Below are 20,454 nucleotides of genomic sequence, written 5' to 3' on the forward strand. Positions count from 1 at the left end.
CTGTTCCATCGTGCCAGACCGGTGGCGCCAACCGCGGCCCGCTGCTACTCCGGCCGCTGTTCCCCGTTCAGTGACGGGGTCACGGCGCCGCTGAGGACCCGGTCCACAGCTTCCGCGGGGTCATCGACCAGCTGGATGAGGTCCAGGTCCTTCTCGGACACCATGCCCTCGGCCACTAGGGTGCCCCTGATCCAGTCGATCATCGGCCCCCAGAAGTCGACGCCCAGGAGGACGATGGGGAACGACGTCACCTTCCGGGTCTGGACCAGTACCATGGCCTCGAACAGCTCATCCAGGGTGCCCAGGCCGCCGGGCAGCACGATGAAGCCCTGGGCATATTTGACGAACATGGTCTTGCGGGCGAAGAAGTAGCGGAAGTTGATGCCCAGGTCCACCCACTGGTTCAGGCCCTGCTCGAAGGGCAGTTCAATGCCGAGGCCCACCGATACGCCGTTGCCTTCCACCGTTCCCCGGTTGGCCGCCTCCATGGAACCCGGGCCGCCGCCGGTGATCACGGCGACTCCGGCTTCGGCGAGCTTGCGCCCCACCTCCACGCCCATCTCGTAGTACAGGCTTCCGGGCTTCGTGCGGGCTGAGCCGAACACGCTGACCGCCTTCCCGATGTCCGCCAGCGCGCCGAAGCCCTCGACGAATTCGCTCTGGATGCGCAGGACCCGCCACGGGTCGGTATGGACGAACTGGCCGGGGCCTTTCGTATCGAGCAGATGCTGGTCCGACATTTCCACGGCCGCCTGCTTGCGGCGCAGTTCGAGGGGCCCCTTACGGCGCGGCTGGGAATTCTTGGCCGGATCTGCGTTGATGCTCATTCCCCTAGGCTAACCTCCAACTCCAGGTATCTCTTGAATCACGATCAGCATGAACTTGGGGTGATTGGCGTCATAACCCCCGGTTGTTCGCTAGATTCTTTCCTATGACTACTCATGTGCCCGGCGATACTCTCGTCTCCCTGAACGCCGTTAACAAGCATTACGGCCAGCTGCACGTTTTGAAGGACATCAACCTCCAGGTCCGCAAGGGCGAGGTTGTTGTGGTCATCGGGCCCTCCGGCTCCGGTAAGTCCACCCTCTGCCGGGCAATCAACCGCCTGGAAACCATCGAGGGCGGAACCATCAGCATCGACGGGAAGGTCCTCCCCGAGGAAGGCAAGGAACTTGCACAGCTCCGCGCCGACGTCGGAATGGTCTTCCAGTCGTTCAACCTGTTCGCGCACAAGACCATCCTTGAAAACGTCACCCTGGGGCCGATCAAGGTCAAAGGCGCCTCCAAGGCGGCAGCGGAAAAGGACGCCATGGCGCTCCTGGAACGGGTGGGCGTGGGCCACCAGGCGCCCAAGCTGCCGGCCCAGCTCTCGGGCGGCCAGCAGCAGCGCGTTGCGATAGCCCGTGCCTTGGCAATGAAGCCGAAGGTGATGCTGTTCGACGAGCCCACGTCAGCGCTGGACCCCGAAATGATCAACGAGGTCCTGGACGTCATGGTCCAGCTCGCCAAGGAAGGCATGACCATGATCGTGGTCACCCACGAGATGGGCTTCGCCCGCAAGGCCGCCGACCGCGTGGTCTTCATGGCGGACGGCCAGATCGTGGAGGACGCCACCCCGGAGGAGTTCTTCACCAACCCGAAGAGTGACCGGGCCAAGGACTTCCTGTCCAAGCTCCTCACCCACTGACTTACCGAACAACCACACTTCAGATCGCATCCAGGCCGGAAACCCGCGGCCACCAATGAAAGGAATGTCATGAAGGCATTTATGTCCCGGCGAAAGTCCTTCGTCGTGGCGGCTACCGCTGCCCTCGCACTGTCGCTCAGCGCCTGCGGCGGTGGAGACTCAGGCGGCTCCAGCAACCCGAGCCCCGTTGAGAAGCCGTCGTTCGCTGCCGGAACCACCATGGCGAAGCTGTCCTCCGCCGGCACCATCAAGATCGGCACCAAGTTCGACCAGCCGCTGTTCGGCCAGGTGGGCCTGGACGGCAAGCCCGTAGGTTTCGACGTCGAAATGGGCAAGCTGATCGCCGCCAAGCTGGGCATCCCCGCGGACAAGATCGAATGGTCCGAGACCGTTTCCGCCAACCGCGAGCCCTTCATCGAGCAGGGCAAGGTTGACCTGGTCATCGCCACGTACACCATCAGCGACAAGCGCAAGCAGGTTGTCGACTTCGCCAACCCGTACTACGAAGCCTACCAGGCCCTCATGGTGAACAAGGACAACGACACCATCAAGAAGCCCGAGGACGTCAAGGGCAAGAAGGTCTGCTCCGTCACCGGTTCCACCCCGGCCGCCACGATCGTGGACAAGTACGGCGCCGAGCTCGTCCCGGCCGCCACCTACTCCGCCTGCCTGGAGCCGCTGCGCAACAAGCAGGTTGAAGCCGTGACCACGGACAACGTGATCCTGGCCGGTTTCGTTGACAAGGAGCCGGACGCCTTCAAGCTCGCCTCTGACGAAACCTTCACCAAGGAGCCTTACGGCATCGGCCTGAAGAAGGGCGACACCGAGTTCCGCAACTGGATCAACGACCAGCTCGAATCCTTCGAAAAGGACGGCTCCTACAAGAAGGCCTGGGAAGCCACTGCAGGTTCGGTCATTAAGACCGCCCCCAGCCTCCCGGCCATCAACCGTTACTAAGTAGCGTCCGCCGCGCCGCCGGGGCTGTTCAGCAGCCCCGGCGGCACAGCCGTTAATCCGTCCACGCTTACAGCCGAAGGATCTTATGGACGTCATCTTTGAAAACCTGCCCCTGTACTGGGAAGGTTTTCTCCGCACTCTTTTTCTCTCTGTCGTTTCCGGCATTTTCGCGTTGATTCTTGGCACCCTGCTGGCCGCGGCACGCGTCTCCCCGGTGGCGGCGCTCCGCGGTTTCAGCACCGTGTACGTAGAGGTACTCCGCAATACGCCGCTGACCATCGCGTTCTTCTTCGCAGCGGTGGTACTCCCCCGGATCGGGGTCAAATTCGAGCAGTTCGAGATCGCTGCCATCATTGCCCTCAGCACCTACACCGCCGCGTTCATCGCCGAAGCTGTCCGCTCAGGTGTCAACAGCGTGCCTGTGGGCCAGGCCGAGGCAGCACGCAGCATTGGCATGAAGTTCGGCCAGGTCCTCTCGCTCATCATCCTCCCCCAGGCACTGCGGACGGTGATCCCGCCGCTGATCAACATCCTGATCGCCCTGGTCAAGAACTCCTCGGTTGCCGGCGCCTTCTTCGTCCTGGAGCTGTTCGGCTACGGCCGCCAGCTGGCCAACGCCAACGGTGACGCCGTGATCACAGTCCTGCTGGGCACCGCGTTCTTCTATCTGCTCCTCACCGTTCCGCTGGGAATCCTCGCCAACACGGTGGAACGAAAGGTGGCGATTGCCCGATGAGCTCCGTTCTCTACGACGTCCCCGGCCCCAAAGCGCGCCGGGTCTCCCTCATTGCCTCCATCATCGGCGGCCTGCTGATTCTCGGCCTGCTGGCCTGGGTGGTCACGATCCTCGCCCAGCAGGGCATCTTCGAAGCCCGCCGCTGGCAAATCTTCACCCGCGGCGACGTGTGGCAGCTGCTCGGTAAGGGGCTGGGGTCCACGCTTTCCGCAGCCGCACTGGCGGCAGTCATCGCGTTCCCGCTGGGCCTGCTGCTGTGCCTGCTCCGCATTTCGGATGCCGCATTCATCCGGATTCCTATGAGGATCATCCTGGAATTCCTCCGGGGCATGCCCGTGGTCCTCATGATGCTCTTCATCCTGCTCGGGTTCGGCACCTCGGCGTTCATCGCCGTCGTGGCCGGCCTGGTGCTGTACAACGCTGCGGTCTTTGCCGAGATCATCCGCGCCGGCATCCAGTCCCTGCCCAAGGGACAACGGGAAGCCGGCCTGGCCATCGGCCTCACCAGCTACAAGTCTCGTATGCTGATCGAGCTGCCGCAGGCGATCCGCCGCATGATGCCTTCCCTCGTGGCGCAGATGGTGGTGCTGCTGAAGGACACCTCGCTGGGCTACATCGTGGCGTACGGCGAGCTGCTGCGCGCGGTGCAGGTCATGGCGGACTTCCTGGGCACGCAGTACCTGTTCCCCATCTTCTTCGTGGCGGCGGCCATTTACATCGCCATCAACATCTCGGTTTCGCGGCTTGCCGTATGGATCGAGCGCCGCGGCTCCAAGAAGGCCGCCGGCGGCATGGCGAAGGCCGAACCCGATGTCCTGGAAGCTGCGGCTCCCTAGACTTCCAAGCTGCATCAGGTGCTCCAACAAGAAAAGGTCCGGAATTCCCGTGGGGAGTTCCGGACCTTTTCGGTTACTGGCCGTCAGCCAGCGAGCCAGCTTTGCAGCGCGGCGAGGCATTTGCGGACGGCATCAGCGTGGACGTGCTCGTTGTCCTTGTGTGCCAGCAGTGCATCGCCCGGGCCGAAGTTCACCGCCGGGATGCCCAGCTCACTGAAGCGTGCGACGTCGGTCCAGCCGTATTTGGGCTTGGGCTCGGCGCCCACGGCGGCAACAAAGGAGGCGGCAGCCGGGTGCTGCAGGCCAGGACGCGCTCCCGCGGCGGCATCGGTGCGGACCACGTCAAAGCCCTCCAGCAGTTCCCGGACGTGGGCTTCGGCCTGGTCCGGCGTCTTGTCCGGGGCGAACCGGTAGTTGATTTCCACCACGCAGCGGTCCGGGATGACATTGCCGGCAGTGCCGCCGTTGATCTTTACCGCGTTGAGGCTTTCCCGGTAGTCAAGCCCGTCAACGTTGATGGTCCGCGGTTCGTAGGATGCCAGGCGGGCCAGGATGGGGGCTGCTGCGTGGATGGCATTGCTGCCCATCCACGCCCGCGCCGAATGTGCGGCCTCGCCCGCTGTGCTGGCCTCGAACCGGCTGGTGCCGTTGCAGCCGCCCTCCACCGTTCCGTCCGTGGGCTCCAGCAGGATGGCGAAGTCTCCCTGCAGCAGATCTCCGTGGTTGCGGACCAGGCGACCCAGGCCGCTCTTGACCGCCTCCACTTCCTCGTGGTCGTAGAACACAAAGGTGACGTCCCGCTTGGGCTGCGCGCCGCCGTCGAACATTCCTGCTGCCAGCGCGAGCTGGACCGCCACGCCGCCCTTCATGTCGGTGGCTCCGCGGCCAAAGAGGACGCCCTCGCCCGGAACGCCGGACTCCCAGCTGGACGGGACAGTGCCCCTGGAACCTTCAGTCAGCGGAAGCGGGACCGTGTCCAGGTGGCCGGCGAGAATCACGCGCTCACCCAAGCCCAGTTCCGTGCGGGCAATGATGGCGTCACCGTCGCGCACCACGGTGAGCTGGGGAATCTCCCGCAGGGCCGCTTCGACGGCGTCCGCGAGCTGCTTCTCATTGCCCGACACGCTGTTGATGTCCATGAGTGCCGCGGTCAGCAGCGCAACGTCCTGGTGCAGGTCAAGGGTGGACACGGAAGATTCAGGGGCGGTTTCAGCAGTCACGAAGCCAGTCTAGTTCGAACCGGCGGCCCGGCCCTCGATAGACTGGGGCACATGACTGAGACTGCTTCCTCCGCCGTGCCCGAAACCCTGACCTCCAACGCTGATGACCGTTCCGCCTATGGCTTTGGTGTGGCCACCGTTGCCACCGCCGGCAGCGGCACCACGGTCCTGGACGTCTGGTTTCCGGCACCGGCACTGGGTGTTGCGGCCGAGGATCTCCGCTCGGTGGAAAACGCCGACGAAGCCCTGACGGCCATCGCTGAGAACGGTGCAGACCAGGACCGCGGCACGGAGCAGAAGGTGGTCTTTGTCCAGGTCAACCTCGACGAAGCCCCCGCCGACACCGCGGACGCCTATCTCCGCCTGCACCTTCTCTCGCACCGCCTGGTCCAGCCCAACACCATCAACCTGGACGGGATCTTCGCCAAGCTCCCCAACGTCGTGTGGACCAACTTCGGCCCCGCCGCCGTCGAGGGCTTTGAACTGACGCGCGCCAAGCTGCGCCGGCGGGGCGCTGTCACCGTCTACGGCATCGACAAGTTCCCGCGCATGGTGGACTACGTGGTACCCAGCGGGGTCAGGATTGCCGACGCCGACAGGGTTCGCCTGGGTGCGCACCTCGCCGCCGGCACCACCGTCATGCACGAGGGCTTCGTGAACTTCAACGCCGGAACCCTGGGCACCTCCATGGTGGAGGGGCGCATTTCGGCGGGCGTCGTGGCCGGTGACGGCAGCGATGTGGGTGGCGGCGCCTCCATCATGGGCACCCTGTCAGGGGGCGGCAAGGAAAAGATCACCATCGGCGAGCGTGTCCTGCTCGGTGCAAACTCAGGTGTGGGCATCAGCATCGGTGACGATTCGGTAGTGGAAGCCGGCCTCTACGTCACGGTAAGCACCCGTGTCCGCGTTCCGGGCCCCAAGGACGAGGTGGGCGAGGACACCACCAAGATCGTCAAGGCCGCCGAGCTCTCCGGCGTCCCCAACCTGCTGTTCCGCCGCAACTCCACCACGGGCGCGGTGGAGGCTCTCCCCGCAAGGGCCAGACCGTGGAACTGAACGACGCCCTGCACGCCAACTAGTCTCTTCGTGGCACCTCTGTCTGTGGCGCGTAGGCGCGGCCTGCGCCGCCTGGCGGTGCTGCTCCTCACCCTGGCACTGGCAGCGGGAGGCATTTACACGGCGGTGTACTTCGTGCAGCGTTCCGAGACCCTCGTCTCGGAACGCTGCACAGCCACGGCCGGCAGCCGGACCGGGGAACTGGCGCCGGACCAGGCGGCCAACGCAGCCCTGATCACCGCCGCGGCCGTCCGGCGGGGCCTCCCTCCGCGTGCCGCCACCATTGCCCTGGCCACTGCCATGCAGGAGTCCAAGCTGCGCAACATCGGCCACGGCGACCAGGCCGGCCCTGACTCGCGGGGGCTCTTCCAGCAGCGGCCGTCCCAGGGCTGGGGCACCGAGGCCCAGATCATGGACCCGTACTACGCCGTCAATGCCTTCTATGACGCCCTGGTGAAGATCCCCGGGTACGAGACGCTGGACATCACTGACGCGGCCCAGCAGGTCCAGCGTTCCGCCTACCCCAAGGCCTACGCCCAGCATGAGGAGATGGGCCGGGCCTTCGCTTCCGGGCTGACCGGACAGACCCCCGCGGGTGTCCAGTGCACGCTGCGTTCCCCGACGGCGGGCGGGAATTCAACAACAGTGGTGACGGAACTGGACCAGGCTTACGGCGGCGTGGATTCGCAGGTGGACGGCGCCACCCTGGTGGTGGACGCGGACGGGGCACTGGCGTGGTCGGTGGCGCAGTGGGCGGTTGCGAATGCCAAGAACCTGGCGGTGACCAAGGTGGAAGTTGCCGGCCGCAGCTGGGACCGGCCGGGCGGGGACGGATGGCAGGCGTCGGGGGCCGCTGCCGGGCAGGTGCGCATCACCGTACGGCAGGACGACGGCGGCACGTGACGTCCCGCCGTCGTCCTCCCTGCAGGGGCTAGACCAGGATTTCCAGCACCGGCTGGACGTAGCTGCGGAGCAGCTCAGGCTGGCCCATCAGCTCCTGGCTCATGATGATCTTGTCCGGTTCCAGGTACCAGGCCCGTTGCTCGTCCAGCGGCAACTCAATGATGGTCAGCGTGAAGTCCCGCGAGTCCCGCCCCACCTCCATCAGCCGGTCATCCACCATGTCCCCGAGCAGCTGGTCCGTTCCGCTGGCCACGCGCTGGGCTTCGAGTTCGGCGTATTCGCTCCGGCGTTCCCTGGCCCAGGTGAGGGCAGACCCGAAATGGGCCTGCAGGAGCCGTTGGAGCGCCGGCGAGTTGCCGAACGCTTCGAAATCGGGCGGGGACAGTTCCGGGGAGGTGTGGGGGTGCGCCTTGAGCAGCTGCTCCCACCAGGCCTCCCACTCGGTCTTCAGTGCGCTGAGGCCGCCAACATCCGCGGTCAGGTGCTTATGGTCCGCCGAACGGACTTTGGGTGATGCATGGGACAGCATGGGACGGCCCACGCCGTTCAGGCCGGCGGCGTCCCGGACGTAAAGAGCAATCATCATCGGCCCGGATGTGTCGGTGGTGATCTGCCACCCGGAACCGCTTGCGTGCTGCATCCAAAGTCCTTTCCTGGCCTACCGGTGCCGGGCGTCGTGATCGGTCCGGCCTACCCGGCTATCAGTCTATTCCCGCAACCAGTCCGCGGAAGTGCAGGACAGCCTTTTGATCCCTTAGCGTGCGATCCCGTCAAGGTGCCGCTCAAGCACGTCCCGGCACATCTGCGCCGTCATCCAGCCCGGCTGGAGCAAGGCGTGCATACAAAGTCCGTCCAGCGTGGCCAGGAGCCGTTCGGCCTCCACCACCAGGTTCTCCTGCGGTTCATCGTCCGGCAGCAGGGTTGCGACGAGTGCGCCCACGATGGCCGCGATTTCACGGTGGCTTCGGTCCGACTCCGCGGCAAGGAACGGCCGGATGCGGGCGGCGTTCTTGAACGCCAGCCACGCACATGCCTCCACTGCTGTTTCCTCGTCCAGGGGAAGCATGCCGCCCAGAAGGGTTAAAACAGCCCCCCGCTGTTCGGGACTGGCTGCGGCAGCATCAAGGACGGCGGGCAGCAGGGCTTCCAGCTCACCCGGTCCACCACCGTGCCGAACGTAAACGCCAGAAGCTCCTCGCTGCCCTGGAAGTAGTGCCGGACCGAGCCGACCGCCAGTCCTGCTTCGTCCGCAACTTCCCGAAGCGAGGCACGCTCGAGACCGTCCACGGCAATGATGCGGAGAACCGCCTGGACCACATCCTGCCGCCGGGCATCGGCGTCTACAATTTTGGGCACCATTCTTATTAGCACACTTGTGTTTACTCTGCCTTTTCACAGACCGCCCGCCATCCGGGACACGGCGGCGGGCAACGCTGCACGTGGGATAGCGTTGAGGCATGAAAATCTTGGTCACAGGGGGCACCGGCTACATCGGTTCCCACACTGTTCTTTCCCTGCAGGAAGCTTACCACGACGTGGTCGTCATCGACAACCTGGTCAACTCCAGCGAGGAGTCGCTGCGCCGCGTAGCCGAACTCAGCGGCAAGACCGCGGAGTTCCACAACGTGGACCTGGTGGACGAGGCCGCCGTCGAGAAGGTGTTCGCCGGAAACGGCATCGAGGCCGTCATTCATTTCGCAGGCCTCAAAGCGGTGGGTGAATCAGTGCAGGAGCCGCTGAAGTACTACTACAACAACCTGGTGGGGACGCTTAACCTGGTCCGCGTCATGGACAGGCATGACGTCCGGTCAATCGTCTTCAGCTCCTCGGCCACCGTCTACGGTGAACACAACCCCATCCCGTACGTGGAAAAAATGGAGATCGGCGCGAACAACCCGTACGGGCGCACCAAGGAACAGATCGAGGACATCCTCTCCGACCTCGGCGCCGCCGACTCACGCTGGCACATAGCACTGCTGCGCTACTTCAACCCGGTGGGCGCACACCCCTCGGGACGCATCGGCGAAGACCCGCAGGGCATCCCGAACAACCTCGTCCCGTTCATTGCCCAGGTGGCGGTGGGACGCCGTGAGAAGCTCATGGTCTTCGGCGGCGACTACGACACCCCGGACGGCACCTGCCTGCGCGACTACATCCACGTGGTGGACCTGGCCGAAGGACACATGGCCGCACTGAACCACATCGCGGACCGCACCGGCGTCTTCCGCTGGAACCTCGGTTCCGGCAAGGGCTCCTCTGTCCTGGAAGTCCTTCGCTCCTTTGAGAAGGCAGTGGGCCAGCCCATCCCCTACGAGATCACCGGCCGCCGCGCGGGAGACCTCCCGGCTTTCTGGGCCGATGCCACCTCGGCCCTGGCAGACCTGAGCTGGTCCACCACCAAGACCGTGGACCAGATGTGCGAGGACCACTGGCGCTGGCAGAAGAACAACCCCCAGGGCTACGCCTCCTGACCCTTCCCTCCCCGTCGATTGCTGGGTAACTGCCCTTTTGAGCCCCCCAAAAGGGCAGTGGGCCCACGCCGGCAGGGTTCCCTGGCCGAGCTTGCGAGGTTAGGGTGCCGGTGGGGAGCAATGGATGGTGATTAAAGCGAAACGGCCGCCCACCTGTGGAAGGTGGGCGGCCGTCGTCGTCAGTGCTGTTGCTGTTCCTGACAGGCGGGGAATCAGCGGGCGGGGTAGTCGCGCTCCGGCTCGCCGATGTACAGCTGGCGCGGGCGGCCGATCTTGGTGTTCGGGTCGCTGATCATTTCGCGCCACTGGGCAATCCAGCCCGGCAGGCGGCCGATGGCAAACAGGACGGTGAACATCTTCTCGGGGAAGCCCATGGCCTTGTAGATCAGGCCGGTGTAGAAGTCCACGTTCGGGTAGAGCTTGCGCTGGATGAAGTAGTCATCGCTGAGCGCCTTCTCTTCCAGGCGCATGGCGATGTCGAGCAGTTCGTCGTTGCCGCCGAGCTTGCTCAGGATCTCGTGGGCCGTGGCCTTGACGATCTTGGCGCGCGGATCGTAGTTCTTGTAGACGCGGTGTCCGAAGCCCATGAGGCGGACGCCGTCTTCCTTGTTCTTGACCTTCTCCATGTAGTCCTCGGGCTTGAGGCCCTCGGCCTGGATCTGGCGGAGCATCTTCAGCACGGCCTCGTTGGCTCCGCCGTGGGCAGGGCCGAAGAGGGCATTGATGCTTACCGAAACGGAGGCGAAGAGGTTGGCGTTGGAGGAGCCCACCAGGCGCACGGTGGAGGTGGAGCAGTTCTGCTCGTGGTCCGCGTGCAGGATGAGGAGCAGGTCCAGGGCCTTGACGATGACCGGGTCCAGCTCGTACTGCTCGGCGGGGAGGCCGAAGCTGAGGCGCAGGAAGTTCTCCACCAGGTTCATGGAGTTGTCCGGGTACAGCATGGGCTGGCCGATGGACTTCTTGTGCGCATAGGCGGCAATAACCGGCAGCTTTGCCATCAGGCGGATGGTGGAAACCTCCACCTGCTCGGCGTTGAACGGGTCCAGCGAGTCCTGGTAGAAGGTGGACAGCGCGGACACGGCCGAGGACAACACCGGCATGGGGTGTGCGTCGCGGGGGAAGCCGCCGAAGAAGCCCTTGAGCTCTTCGTGCAGCAGGGTGTGGCGCCGGATCTTCTGGTCGAACTCGTCCAGTTCCGTGGGCGTGGGCAGGTTCCCGTAGATCAGCAGGTAGGACACCTCGAGAAAGCTGGAGTGCTGCGCCAACTGCTCGATGGGGTATCCGCGGTAGCGCAGGATGCCCGCATCGCCATCGATGTAGGTGATGGCGGAGGTGGTTGCTGCGGTGTTCATGAAGCCGGGGTCAAAGGTCACGGCACCGGTCTGCTTGAGCAGCTTGGAGACGTCGTAACCTTCGTTCCCTTCAACAACCTGGATGCGCGGGAGCTTCAGCTCGCCACCTGCGTGGAGCAGGGTCGCAGCATTGTTGGTCTCAGTCATGGAGTCCCCTTCATGAGGCGTCTTCGGCCTCTGTCGAAAGCTTGATCCAACATCAGGTGAGCCGCGCACTTGAGCCTGAGAAGACAGGTTCCAACACCCGGGCTGCCTTCTTGTAGAAAGCCACCATTGATCGTCAACTTAAAAAGTACCGCTCCTTGGCGGGTGTCACTAATCCGCGAGCTTCCCATCCAGCCTAAAATGCGCCGGATGTGGGGCGAGTCACACGAATATTACGTGTCCCTAGGAGCCGGACCCGGCCAGCCGTGCAACGGCTGCATCGATCCGCTCGTCGGATCCGGTCAAGGCCACGCGGACATAGCCGTTGCCCGCGTCTCCATAGAAGACACCCGGCCCCACCACGATGCCGCGTTCAGCCAGGCGGTCCACCGTGGCCCACGTGTCCTCGCCTGCAGTCGACCACAGGTACAGGCCGGCGTCGGACTCCTTGATCTCCAGGCCGAAGTCCAGCAGCGCGGGCACCAGGCGTTCACGCCCGGTACAGGTCCTTCTGGGCCTCGACGTGGGTGTCATCCCCCAGCGCCACCCGCATGGCCTCCTGGACCGGGTAGGGAACGATCATGCCTGCATGCTTGCGGCTGTTGACCAGGTTGGGCATCAGGTCCGGATCACCGGCAACGAAGGCTGCGCGGTAGCCGGTCAGGTTGGACTGCTTGCTCAGCGAGTACACGGCGAGCAGGCCCTGGTGCGAGCCGCCGGCCACGTGCGGATCGAGGATGCTGGGGACGCGCTGGCCGCCGCGCTGGACGTCCCAGTCGCCCCAGCCAAGCTCTGCGTAGCATTCGTCCGATGCCACCACAGCGCCGATTTCACGGGCCTGGACCACCAGCGCCTTCAGTGACTCCGCGTCGCGGACACTGCCCGTGGGGTTGCCCGGGGAATTGACCCAAATGAGGCGCACGCGTGCGCGCGTTGCGTCGTCAAGCTCGTCCAGGTTGTCCGTGGCCACCGAGGTGACCCCAGCAAGGGTGGCGCCGATATCGTACGTGGGGTAAGCCACCTTAGGCCGTACGACGACGTCTCCGGGCTTGAGGCCCAGCAGCAGCGGCAGCCACGCAACGAGTTCCTTGGACCCCACAGTCGGCATGATGTTGCGGGGGTCGAGGCCTGCCACTCCGCGCCGGCGTTCGAACCAGCCCGAGATGGCTTCCCGAAGCGCGGGAGTGCCGTGAACGGTGGGATATCCGGGGGCATTGGCGGCCGCCTTCAGGGCGTCCTGGACCAGCTGCGGTGTGGGATCCACGGGCGTGCCAATGGAGAGGTTAACTGCCCCGCCCGGGTGTTCCGAGGCCTTGGCCATGTAGGGGGCCATGGCCTCCCACGGGTAGTCGGGCAGGTTCAGGCCAAACGAATTCACTGCTGCGGTCACGTTTCCCGTCCGCGTCAGTGGTCTTGGTTCTGCGGCGGCAGGGCGGCGATCATCGGGTGGTCCTTGCCCGTGTTGCCGATCTTGGCCGCGCCACCAGGAGACCCAAGGTCATCGAAGAATTCGACGTTGGCCTTGTAGTAGTCGGCCCATTCCTCCGGGGTGTCATCCTCGTAGTAAATGGCCTCCACCGGGCACACCGGCTCGCAGGCGCCGCAGTCGACGCACTCGTCCGGATGGATGTACAGCGAACGCTCGCCTTCATAGATGCAATCGACCGGGCATTCCTCAATGCATGCCTTGTCCTTAACATCCACACACGGCTGCGCGATTACGTACGTCACGTCCCTGGCCTCTCCACGTTGGGTTCCGGCTTCCCCGCCGGCTCTAGCATCCGGCAGCACGGCCGGACTATTGACATCTGAGCCTATTATCTCCCAGCCCGTTCCCGCGAACCTAGCCGGCGGCCTAGTATGAACTGGTGAGTCTGCCAGCGCCTGCCCCTGCCCGCTTCCTGGCCGCGGCTGAGCCCGGAACCCGGGTGGTGGTGCGCTACCGGATTGAAGGTGGCCTCACGGATGCCCTGGGCCACCTGCTGACGTGCGACGCCGGTTCCTGCACCGTCCGCACCCGCCAGGCCGACGTCGTCATTCCCCTTGAGCTTGTGGTGGCCGCGAAGGAAGTGCCGCCCGCTCCCCCGCGCCGCGCCGCTGCGCACTGACAGCGCCGCTCGTTGCCCACGGGCTCTCCCTGCCTAACGAACCCACGGTTTCCTGCCCAATCGCGAGCTTAAACGCAGAACGCCACCGGCAAATGCCGGTGGCGTTCTGCGGACCTGCGGAGTTACTAGGCCTTGGCGCGGGCGCGGTTGGCCTTGGCGCGCTCGTTGGTGTCCAGGATGACCTTGCGGATGCGGATGGCGTCCGGGGTCACTTCGACGCACTCGTCCTCGCGGGCGAACTCGAGTGACTCTTCGAGGGTGAGTTCCCGCGGCGGGGTCAGGTTCTCGAAGGTGTCGGAGGAAGCGGCACGCATGTTGGTGAGCTTCTTTTCCTTGGTGATATTGACGTCCATGTCGTCGGCGCGGGAGTTCTCGCCCACGATCATGCCTTCGTAGACCTCGGACGTGGGCTTCACGAAGAAGGAGCCGCGTTCCTGCAAGTTGATCATGGCGAACGGGGTAACAACACCGGCGCGGTCGGCAACCATGGAACCGTTGGTGCGGTACTCGATGGGGCCGGCCCACGGCTCGTAGCCTTCGGAGATGGAAGCCGCGATGCCTGCACCACGGGTGTCGGTGAGGAACCGGGTGCGGAAACCGATCAGGCCACGGGCCGGAACGATGAACTCCATGCGGCACCAGCCGGTGCCGTGGTTGGCCATGTTGGTCATGCGGCCCTTGCGGGCTGCCATGAGCTGGGTGACGGCGCCCAGGTATTCCTCGGGCACGTCGATGGTCATGTGTTCCATCGGCTCGTGGATCTTGCCATCAACGGTCTTGGTGACAACCTGCGGCTTGCCGACGGTCAACTCGAAGCCTTCGCGGCGCATCTGCTCCACCAGGATAGCGAGGGCGAGCTCGCCACGGCCCTGGACTTCCCAGGCGTCGGGACGCTCGGTGGGCAGGACCTTGATGGAGACGTTACCGATCAGTTCCTTGTCAAGACGGTCCTTGACCTGGCGGGCAGTAACCTTGGCGCCCTTGACCTTGCCGGCCAGCGGCGAGGTGTTGATACCGATGGTCATGGAGATCGCGGGATCGTCCACGGTGATCAGCGGCAGCGGCTGGGGGTTCTCGGCGTCGGTCAGGGTTTCACCGATGGTGATCTCCTCGATGCCGGCGACGGCGACAATCTCGCCGGGGCCTGCGGACTCGGCCGGCACGCGCTCCAGCGCCTTGGTGGCGAGCAGCTCGGTGATCTTGACGTTCTTCAGCTCGCCGTTGGCGCGGGCCCAGGCCACGGTCTGGCCCTTGCGCAGGGTGCCGTTGTAAATACGCAGCAGGGCCAGGCGGCCAAGGAACGGGGAGGCGTCGAGGTTGGTGACGTGCGCCTGGAGCACACCCTCCGGGTTGTACGTCGGAGCCGGGATGTGCTCGATGATGGTCTTGAACAGCGGTTCGAGGTCCTCGTTCTCCGGAGCGGTGCCGTCAGCGGGCTGCTCCAGGGAGGCGCGGCCGACCTTCGCGGCGGCGTACACCACGGGGACCTCGAGGATTTTGTCCAGGTCCAGATCGGGGACCTCGTCGGCCAGGTCGGAGGCGAGGCCGAGGAGCAGGTCCATGGACTCGTGCACGACCTCTTCGATCCGCGCGTCGGGGCGGTCGGTCTTGTTGACCAGCAGGATCACGGGCAGGTGCGCAGCGAGGGCCTTGCGCAGCACGAAGCGGGTCTGGGGCAGCGGGCCCTCAGAGGCATCGACGAGCAGGACGACGCCGTCGACCATGGACAGGCCGCGCTCGACCTCGCCGCCGAAGTCGGCGTGGCCGGGGGTGTCGATCACGTTGATGGTGATGGTCTCGCCGTTCGAGGACGGACCGTTGTAGGCGACAGTGGTGTTCTTCGCCAGGATGGTGATGCCCTTTTCGCGCTCCAGGTCGCCGGAGTCCATGACGCGGTCTTCTACGTGGTTGTGCTCTGCAAAGGAATGGGTCTGCTTGAGCATGGCGTCGACCAGGGTGGTCTTGCCGTGGTCAACGTGGGCCACGATCGCGACGTTGCGGAGGTCACTGCGCGATGCAGTGGCTACCGCGGTGTTGGTGGTGGTTTCAGACATGCGTAAAGGCTCGATTCAGTGGAGTCAGCTGTTGTATCGCGACATTTCCAACTGGAACGCACGACGGACAAGGCCCTTGGCACAGGGCGCCTTCCTTTATTCTAGCCGCTGAGTTATTTGTTGGCCTAAATTCCGGCCGGGTCGACGGCCCCTGGAGGTGCGGCGATCAGGGACCGCCGGTACACGGTGTGACCAAGTTCACTACCGCTTCCGTGTGCATGGCATGATGTCTGTGACACAGAGCCCATCCTTTGAGCACGCCGGAGACAACGATGCCCCCTGCCAAGGCCAGCACCATGCGCGGTGCGGCGTGGGCTGTGGCCGCAGTGGTCGCCGGGCTCGTGGCCGTCGCGGGATCCGGTGGCGACGGACTTTCCGCTGGTTCGGCCGTCAGCAGCCTGTCGCGGGCAGCCACAGGCCAGGCGGCCAACAGCCAGGTGGCAGCCGTGAAGCCGGGCGCCCCGAAGGTGTCGGTGGCAGCCACTGCCCACGTCCTGAATACGGGCAATGGCCGCCTGGAAGCAGTTGTTCCCGATGTGGGCAGAACGGTCCTGCTGATTGGGGATTCGCAGTCGGAACCCGTAGACGGCTGGCCCCGCCTGGGCCTGGCCGCTGCCGGGTACAACGTATACTTCTGCGGCCGCGGCGGCACCGGCTACGTCGCGGCGAACGGCGCTACCGGTAATTACGTGGACGCCCTGCAGCGCGGGGACTGGTTGCTTCCTTCCGGGACTCCCGCCCTCCTTGTGGTCGAGGGTGGCGGCAACGACGCCGCCGGAGGAGCAAGCAACGCGCAGATCTCGCGGAACGCCGAGCGGCTGATCGCTGAGCTGCGGAGCCGCTATCCCGGCACACGGCTGGCAATGATCGGCACCCTGGCCCGGGGAGCGAACGACGGCGGCGGGCGGCGGAGCGAGGTGGACGCTTTGCTCGGTGCCGTGGCGGCAGCAAATGGAGTGCCCTTTGTCTCCACCGGAGATTGGCTCACCAGGTATGGACTGGCAAAGTACCTCGCTGATGCGGTGCATATGAACCCCGAAGGCCGCACGGCCCTGGGCGGGATTCTTGAGCGCAGGCTGCGGGAACTCGGACTGGACCGGAAACCCGCAGCGGAGCAGGGCGCCCTCGCTGCCGTGCCTGCAAGCGGGAGCACCTTCCAGGACTGACAGCCGAACCGGGCTGTTACCGCCCGTCCAAACAGTCTCGCCGGTTAATCGAACCGGCCAATTAAACGGATGGAGCCGGGCCCCAAAGGTCCCGGCTCCAGCCGTTCAAGGAAAACGTCCCGCTATGCCACCTCAGGCGGAAGCATCAGCTTCGCACCGGGGATGGCGTTCAGCAGCGCCTTCGTGTAGTCCTGCTTGGGCGACTCGAAGACCTCGTCCGTGGATCCCGTCTCCACCAGGCGGCCCTTCTCCATCACGCAGACGTGGTCCGCAATCTGGCGCACCACGGCAAGGTCGTGCGTGATGAACAGATACGTCAGCCCGAGGTTGGCCTGCAGGTCGGCGAGCAGGTTCAGCACCTGCGCCTGCACCAGCACGTCAAGCGCGGAGACTGCCTCATCACAGATGATGACCTCGGGGTCCAGCGCAAGTGCCCGTGCGATGGCAACGCGCTGCCGCTGGCCGCCGGACAACTCGTTGGGATAACGCTGCATGGCGGACTGGGGCAGTGCCACCTGGTCCAGCAGCGTCCGGACTTTCTTCTCCCGGCTGGCCTGGTCCCCGATCTTGTGGACCCGCAATGGTTCTTCGATCGTGCGGTAGATGTTGTACATCGGATCGAGGGAGCCGTACGGGTCCTGGAAGATCGGCTGGACCCGCCTGCGGAACTTGAACAGCTCGGCAGCCTTCAGGGCCGAGGTATCGACGCCGTCGAACAGGATCCTGCCCTCGGTCGGCTTCTCCAGCTGGAGCACCATCTTGGCCACTGTGGACTTGCCGGAACCCGACTCCCCCACGATCGCCGTCGTGGTTCCCCGCCGGACGTCGAAGCTCACGCCGTCGACGGCCGCGAAGTCCGTCGCCTTGCCCAGCCCCGAGCGAAGCTTGTAGACCTTCCGCAGATCCTGGATCTGCAGGAAGGTATCGGACTTCACCGTCTCGGCGCCGGGCGCCAGGAGGTCCGCCGTCTCCACTCCCTGCTCCTTGGCCACCTGGATACGGCGGCTGGCGAGCGACGGAGCGGACTCCACGAGCCGCTTGGTATACGGGTGCTGCGGGTTGCGCAGCAGCTCCAGGGACGGTCCTGCTTCAACCACACGGCCCTGGTACATGACCACCACTTTGTCTGCGCGCTCGGCTGCCAAACCCAGGTCGTGGGTGATCAGCAGCACCGAGGTGCCCAGTTCGTTGGTCATGGTCTCCAGGTGGTCAAGGATCTGCCGCTGGACGGTGACGTCGAGGGCCGACGTCGGCTCATCCGCAATCAGCAGGCGTGGCTGGCAGGAGAGGCCAATCGCGATCAGCGCACGCTGGCGCATGCCGCCCGAGAACTCATGCGGGTACTGGTTGGCCCGGCGTTTGGCGTCCGGAAGTCCAGCCTGGGACAGCACCTTGGCGATGTCGTCCGGCCCGCTGGGACGGCCGTTCGCCTTCAGTGTTTCCCTGACCTGGTAGCCGATCTTCCACACGGGGTTCAGGTTGGACATCGGGTCCTGCGGGACCATGCCGATGGTGTTGCCGCGCAGTTCGATCATGCGGTGCTCGCTGGCGTGGGCGATATCCTCTCCGTCGAGCAGGATCTGTCCCCCGGCAACCCTGCCGTTGTTGGGCAGGAGGCCGATGGCTGCCAGGGCAGTGGTGGACTTTCCGGAGCCGGACTCCCCCACGATCGCGACGGTTTCGCCGGGCATGATGGTCAGGTGCGCGTCCCGGACAGCCTTGACTTCACCGCCGCCGGTCTTGAAGGTGATGGCCAGGTCACATATTTCGAGCAGCGGCCTGACGCCGGTGGTGCCGGCCTCATCAATGCGGACTTCTGGAGTTGTCATCTCTTTTTCTCTCATCGCTGACGGCTCTTCGGGTCAAGGGCGTCGCGCACGGCGTCGCCCAGCATGATGAAGCTCAACACCGTAAGGGAGAGCGCGGCGGCCGGGTAGAGCATGATCTGCGGATGCGTTCGTATGGAAGTCTGTGCTGCGGAGATATCGTGCCCCCAGGACATGACCCCCTCGGGCAAGCCAATCCCCAGGAACGAAAGGGTGGCTTCCGCCACGATGAATACGCCGAGTTCGAGGGTGGCCAGGACAATCACGGGTGCGAGGGCGTTCGGAAGGACGTGCTTCACCAGCGTTCCGAATTTCGAGACACCCAGCGCGCGGGCTGCTGTCACAAAGTCGGCGTTACGCACCTCGATGACAGCGCCACGGGTGATGCGGGCCATTTGCGGCCAGGCAAGCAGCGAGATGACAAAGACCACGGTCCAAACGCTCTTGTTTTCCCTGAACATGGGCAACTGTGTGATGACAAGCGCCCCGAGGATCAATGGCAATGCGAAAAAGATATCACCAAGACGCGCGAGGATGGTGTCCAGCCAACCGCCATAAAAGCCGGCGAGGGCACCGAACGTCACCCCGATGATGAGGACGCAGAGGACGGAAAGGATACCTACCGAAAGTGAAGCCTGCGTGCCGTGGATGACCCTGGAGTAAATGTCGCAGCCCTGGAAGGTGAAGCCGAATGGATGCCCTGGCGCAGGTCCGCCTTCTGAGTTTGCGAGCTCGCAGCCCTCGTTCGGCGGGACCGACGAGAACAAGCCAGGGAACAGCGCTACGACGATCAGCACCAGGATAAGAAAAGCCGAAATGATGAACAGCGGACGACGGCGAAGCTTGCGCCAGGCGTCTGCCCAGAGGCTGAGCGGGGCCTGGTCAGTCTTGACGGCGTCCGTCGCCTGCAGCGGCGTCTCGTCGATGGGGGCCACAAAGTGGCTGTTGTTACTGGTCATAGCGGATCCTCGGGTCAAGCCAGGCGTACAGGAGATCGACAAGCAGGTTGGCCACCACGAACACCAGCACCAGCACGCTGACGATGGAGACGATGGTGGGTCCCTCAGTGCGAAGGACAGCCTGGTAGAGCTTGTTGCCTACGCCGGGAACATTGAAGATGCCCTCGGTAACAATGGCGCCGCCCATCAGGCCGCCAAGGTTGGCGCCCAGGTAGGTCACCACCGGGATCAGCGAGTTGCGCAGGATGTGCGCCAGGACCACCCGGGGCCGGGAAAGGCCCTTGGCGGTGGCTGTCCGCACGAAGTCGGCGTTCATGCCCTCGCTGACCGACGCACGGGTCAGGCGGAGGACATAGGCGAACGAGACAAGTCCCAGGACTACTGCCGGTAACAGCAGATTTCCCCAGTCCGCATTGGCTCCGACTGTGGGTTTGGCCCAGCCGAGCTGGACGCCGAAGACGAGCTGGAAGACGAAGCCCAGGACGAAGGTGGGGACGGCGATAACCACCAGCGAGGCCACCAGGACGGTGGAGTCGAACCAGCCGCCGCGGCGGAGCCCGGCGAAGACGCCGAACGCCACTCCGAAGACGGCCTGAATAATCAGCGCCTCGACCGCGAGCATGGCGGTCACGGGGAAGACCCGGGCCAAAGTGGCCGCGATTGGCTGTCCCGTGAAGTCATTGCCCAGGTTGAAGGTGAAGAGGTTCTTGAGGAAAAGGCCGTACTGGACCCAGAACGGCTGGTCCAGGTTGTACTGGCTGCGCAGGGTGTCGATGACTGACTGCGGGGGCTGGCGGTCGCCGAAGAGCGCCGCGATGGGGTCGCCGGGCAGGGCGAACACCATGTAATAGACGAGCAGCGTGGTGCCGAGAAAGACAGGGATCACCTGTAGGAGTCGGCGAAGAATAAACCGGACCACAGGTTTACCTGCCTTCCGGCAAAGGGGAGAACGGGTTCATTGGTGCCTTCCTGCAGTTGC

17 protein-coding genes and 3 pseudogenes are annotated in these 20,454 nt (G+C 64.7%); 9 read left to right on the plus strand and 11 right to left on the minus strand.

Annotation, left to right across the window (positions count from 1 at the left end):
• Positions 1-44: 44 nt before the first annotated feature.
• Positions 45-827, minus strand: coding sequence for a TIGR00730 family Rossman fold protein (locus tag NMQ03_RS14280; RefSeq protein ID WP_255172732.1), 783 nt, complete (start codon positions 825-827; stop codon positions 45-47).
• A gap of 104 nt (positions 828-931) precedes the next feature.
• Here NMQ03_RS14280 and NMQ03_RS14285 point away from each other — a divergent pair, with 104 nt between their 5' ends.
• From NMQ03_RS14285 to NMQ03_RS14300, 4 genes are all read left to right on the plus strand, one after another.
• Entirely contained in the window at positions 932-1,687 is a 756-nt protein-coding gene (locus tag NMQ03_RS14285; RefSeq protein WP_255172733.1) for an amino acid ABC transporter ATP-binding protein, read from the plus strand.
• A 69-nt stretch (positions 1,688-1,756) separates the two neighbouring features.
• Positions 1,757-2,644 (plus strand): glutamate ABC transporter substrate-binding protein, encoded by an 888-nt coding sequence (locus NMQ03_RS14290; RefSeq protein ID WP_255172734.1) that lies wholly within the window; start codon positions 1,757-1,759, stop codon positions 2,642-2,644.
• A gap of 85 nt (positions 2,645-2,729) precedes the next feature.
• Complete coding sequence (locus tag NMQ03_RS14295; protein ID WP_018768597.1) at positions 2,730-3,380, plus strand: amino acid ABC transporter permease; 651 nt, start codon at positions 2,730-2,732, stop codon at positions 3,378-3,380.
• The gene (locus NMQ03_RS14300) at positions 3,377-4,216 is read left to right on the plus strand and encodes an amino acid ABC transporter permease (protein WP_018768598.1); all 840 of its coding nucleotides are present in this window, start codon (positions 3,377-3,379) and stop codon (positions 4,214-4,216) included. The genes NMQ03_RS14295 and NMQ03_RS14300 overlap by 4 nt, the downstream gene beginning before the upstream one ends.
• Positions 4,217-4,299: 83 nt before the next feature.
• Here NMQ03_RS14300 and dapE read toward each other — a convergent pair whose 3' ends face one another.
• A complete protein-coding gene (gene dapE / locus NMQ03_RS14305) occupies positions 4,300-5,436 on the minus strand; it encodes a succinyl-diaminopimelate desuccinylase (protein ID WP_255172735.1) in 1,137 nt (378 codons plus the stop codon).
• Positions 5,437-5,487: 51 nt separating this feature from the next.
• On the opposite strand from dapE, the pseudogene dapD reads away from it, so the two are divergent.
• Together dapD and NMQ03_RS14315 are read left to right on the plus strand one after the other, a co-directional pair.
• Positions 5,488-6,515: pseudogene (gene dapD / locus NMQ03_RS14310) on the plus strand (2,3,4,5-tetrahydropyridine-2,6-dicarboxylate N-succinyltransferase).
• A gap of 22 nt (positions 6,516-6,537) precedes the next feature.
• On the plus strand, positions 6,538-7,395 hold the full coding sequence (locus NMQ03_RS14315; protein WP_255175620.1) for a hypothetical protein: 858 nt from the start codon (positions 6,538-6,540) through the stop codon (positions 7,393-7,395).
• A 28-nt stretch (positions 7,396-7,423) separates the two neighbouring features.
• Here NMQ03_RS14315 and NMQ03_RS14320 read toward each other — a convergent pair whose 3' ends face one another.
• Entirely contained in the window at positions 7,424-8,035 is a 612-nt protein-coding gene (locus NMQ03_RS14320) for a hypothetical protein (RefSeq protein ID WP_255172736.1), read from the minus strand.
• A 114-nt stretch (positions 8,036-8,149) separates the two neighbouring features.
• Positions 8,150-8,751 (minus strand): annotated as a pseudogene (locus NMQ03_RS14325) (TetR/AcrR family transcriptional regulator).
• A 101-nt stretch (positions 8,752-8,852) separates the two neighbouring features.
• Here NMQ03_RS14325 and galE point away from each other — a divergent pair.
• Positions 8,853-9,866 carry a UDP-glucose 4-epimerase GalE gene (gene galE / locus NMQ03_RS14330; RefSeq protein ID WP_255172737.1) on the plus strand — a complete coding sequence of 338 codons (1,014 nt, stop codon included), beginning with the start codon at positions 8,853-8,855 and terminating at the stop codon, positions 9,864-9,866.
• A gap of 212 nt (positions 9,867-10,078) precedes the next feature.
• Here galE and NMQ03_RS14335 read toward each other — a convergent pair whose 3' ends face one another.
• From NMQ03_RS14335 to fdxA, 3 genes and pseudogenes are all read right to left on the minus strand, one after another.
• On the minus strand, positions 10,079-11,365 hold the full coding sequence (locus NMQ03_RS14335; protein WP_255172738.1) for a citrate synthase: 1,287 nt from the start codon (positions 11,363-11,365) through the stop codon (positions 10,079-10,081).
• A gap of 240 nt (positions 11,366-11,605) precedes the next feature.
• Positions 11,606-12,752, minus strand: a pseudogene (gene dapC, locus NMQ03_RS14340) (succinyldiaminopimelate transaminase).
• Positions 12,753-12,766: 14 nt separating this feature from the next.
• Entirely contained in the window at positions 12,767-13,093 is a 327-nt protein-coding gene (gene fdxA, locus NMQ03_RS14345; protein WP_013601705.1) for a ferredoxin, read from the minus strand.
• Positions 13,094-13,230: 137 nt separating this feature from the next.
• On the opposite strand from fdxA, the gene NMQ03_RS14350 reads away from it, so the two are divergent.
• Positions 13,231-13,470, plus strand: coding sequence for a hypothetical protein (locus NMQ03_RS14350; RefSeq protein WP_255172739.1), 240 nt, complete (start codon positions 13,231-13,233; stop codon positions 13,468-13,470).
• Positions 13,471-13,595: 125 nt separating this feature from the next.
• Here the strand turns inward: NMQ03_RS14350 and typA are convergent, their stop codons facing one another.
• Positions 13,596-15,524, minus strand: a complete 1,929-nt coding sequence (gene typA, locus NMQ03_RS14355) for a translational GTPase TypA (RefSeq protein WP_255172740.1) — start codon at positions 15,522-15,524, stop codon at positions 13,596-13,598.
• A 272-nt stretch (positions 15,525-15,796) separates the two neighbouring features.
• On the opposite strand from typA, the gene NMQ03_RS14360 reads away from it, so the two are divergent.
• A complete protein-coding gene (locus NMQ03_RS14360; RefSeq protein ID WP_255172741.1) occupies positions 15,797-16,690 on the plus strand; it encodes an SGNH/GDSL hydrolase family protein in 894 nt (297 codons plus the stop codon).
• Positions 16,691-16,812: 122 nt separating this feature from the next.
• On the opposite strand, the gene NMQ03_RS14365 is transcribed toward NMQ03_RS14360, so the two are convergent.
• The 3 genes from NMQ03_RS14365 to NMQ03_RS14375 are packed head-to-tail and all read right to left on the minus strand — an operon-like array spanning position 16,813 to position 20,394.
• Entirely contained in the window at positions 16,813-18,519 is a 1,707-nt protein-coding gene (locus NMQ03_RS14365; RefSeq protein ID WP_255172742.1) for an ABC transporter ATP-binding protein, read from the minus strand.
• An 11-nt stretch (positions 18,520-18,530) separates the two neighbouring features.
• On the minus strand, positions 18,531-19,475 hold the full coding sequence (locus NMQ03_RS14370; protein WP_255172743.1) for an ABC transporter permease: 945 nt from the start codon (positions 19,473-19,475) through the stop codon (positions 18,531-18,533).
• Entirely contained in the window at positions 19,465-20,394 is a 930-nt protein-coding gene (locus tag NMQ03_RS14375) for an ABC transporter permease (RefSeq protein ID WP_142117098.1), read from the minus strand. The genes NMQ03_RS14370 and NMQ03_RS14375 overlap by 11 nt, the downstream gene beginning before the upstream one ends.
• Positions 20,395-20,454 lie beyond the last annotated feature (60 nt).

This window comes from Arthrobacter sp. DNA4, assembly GCF_024362385.1.
Lineage (GTDB): Bacteria > Actinomycetota > Actinomycetes > Actinomycetales > Micrococcaceae > Arthrobacter.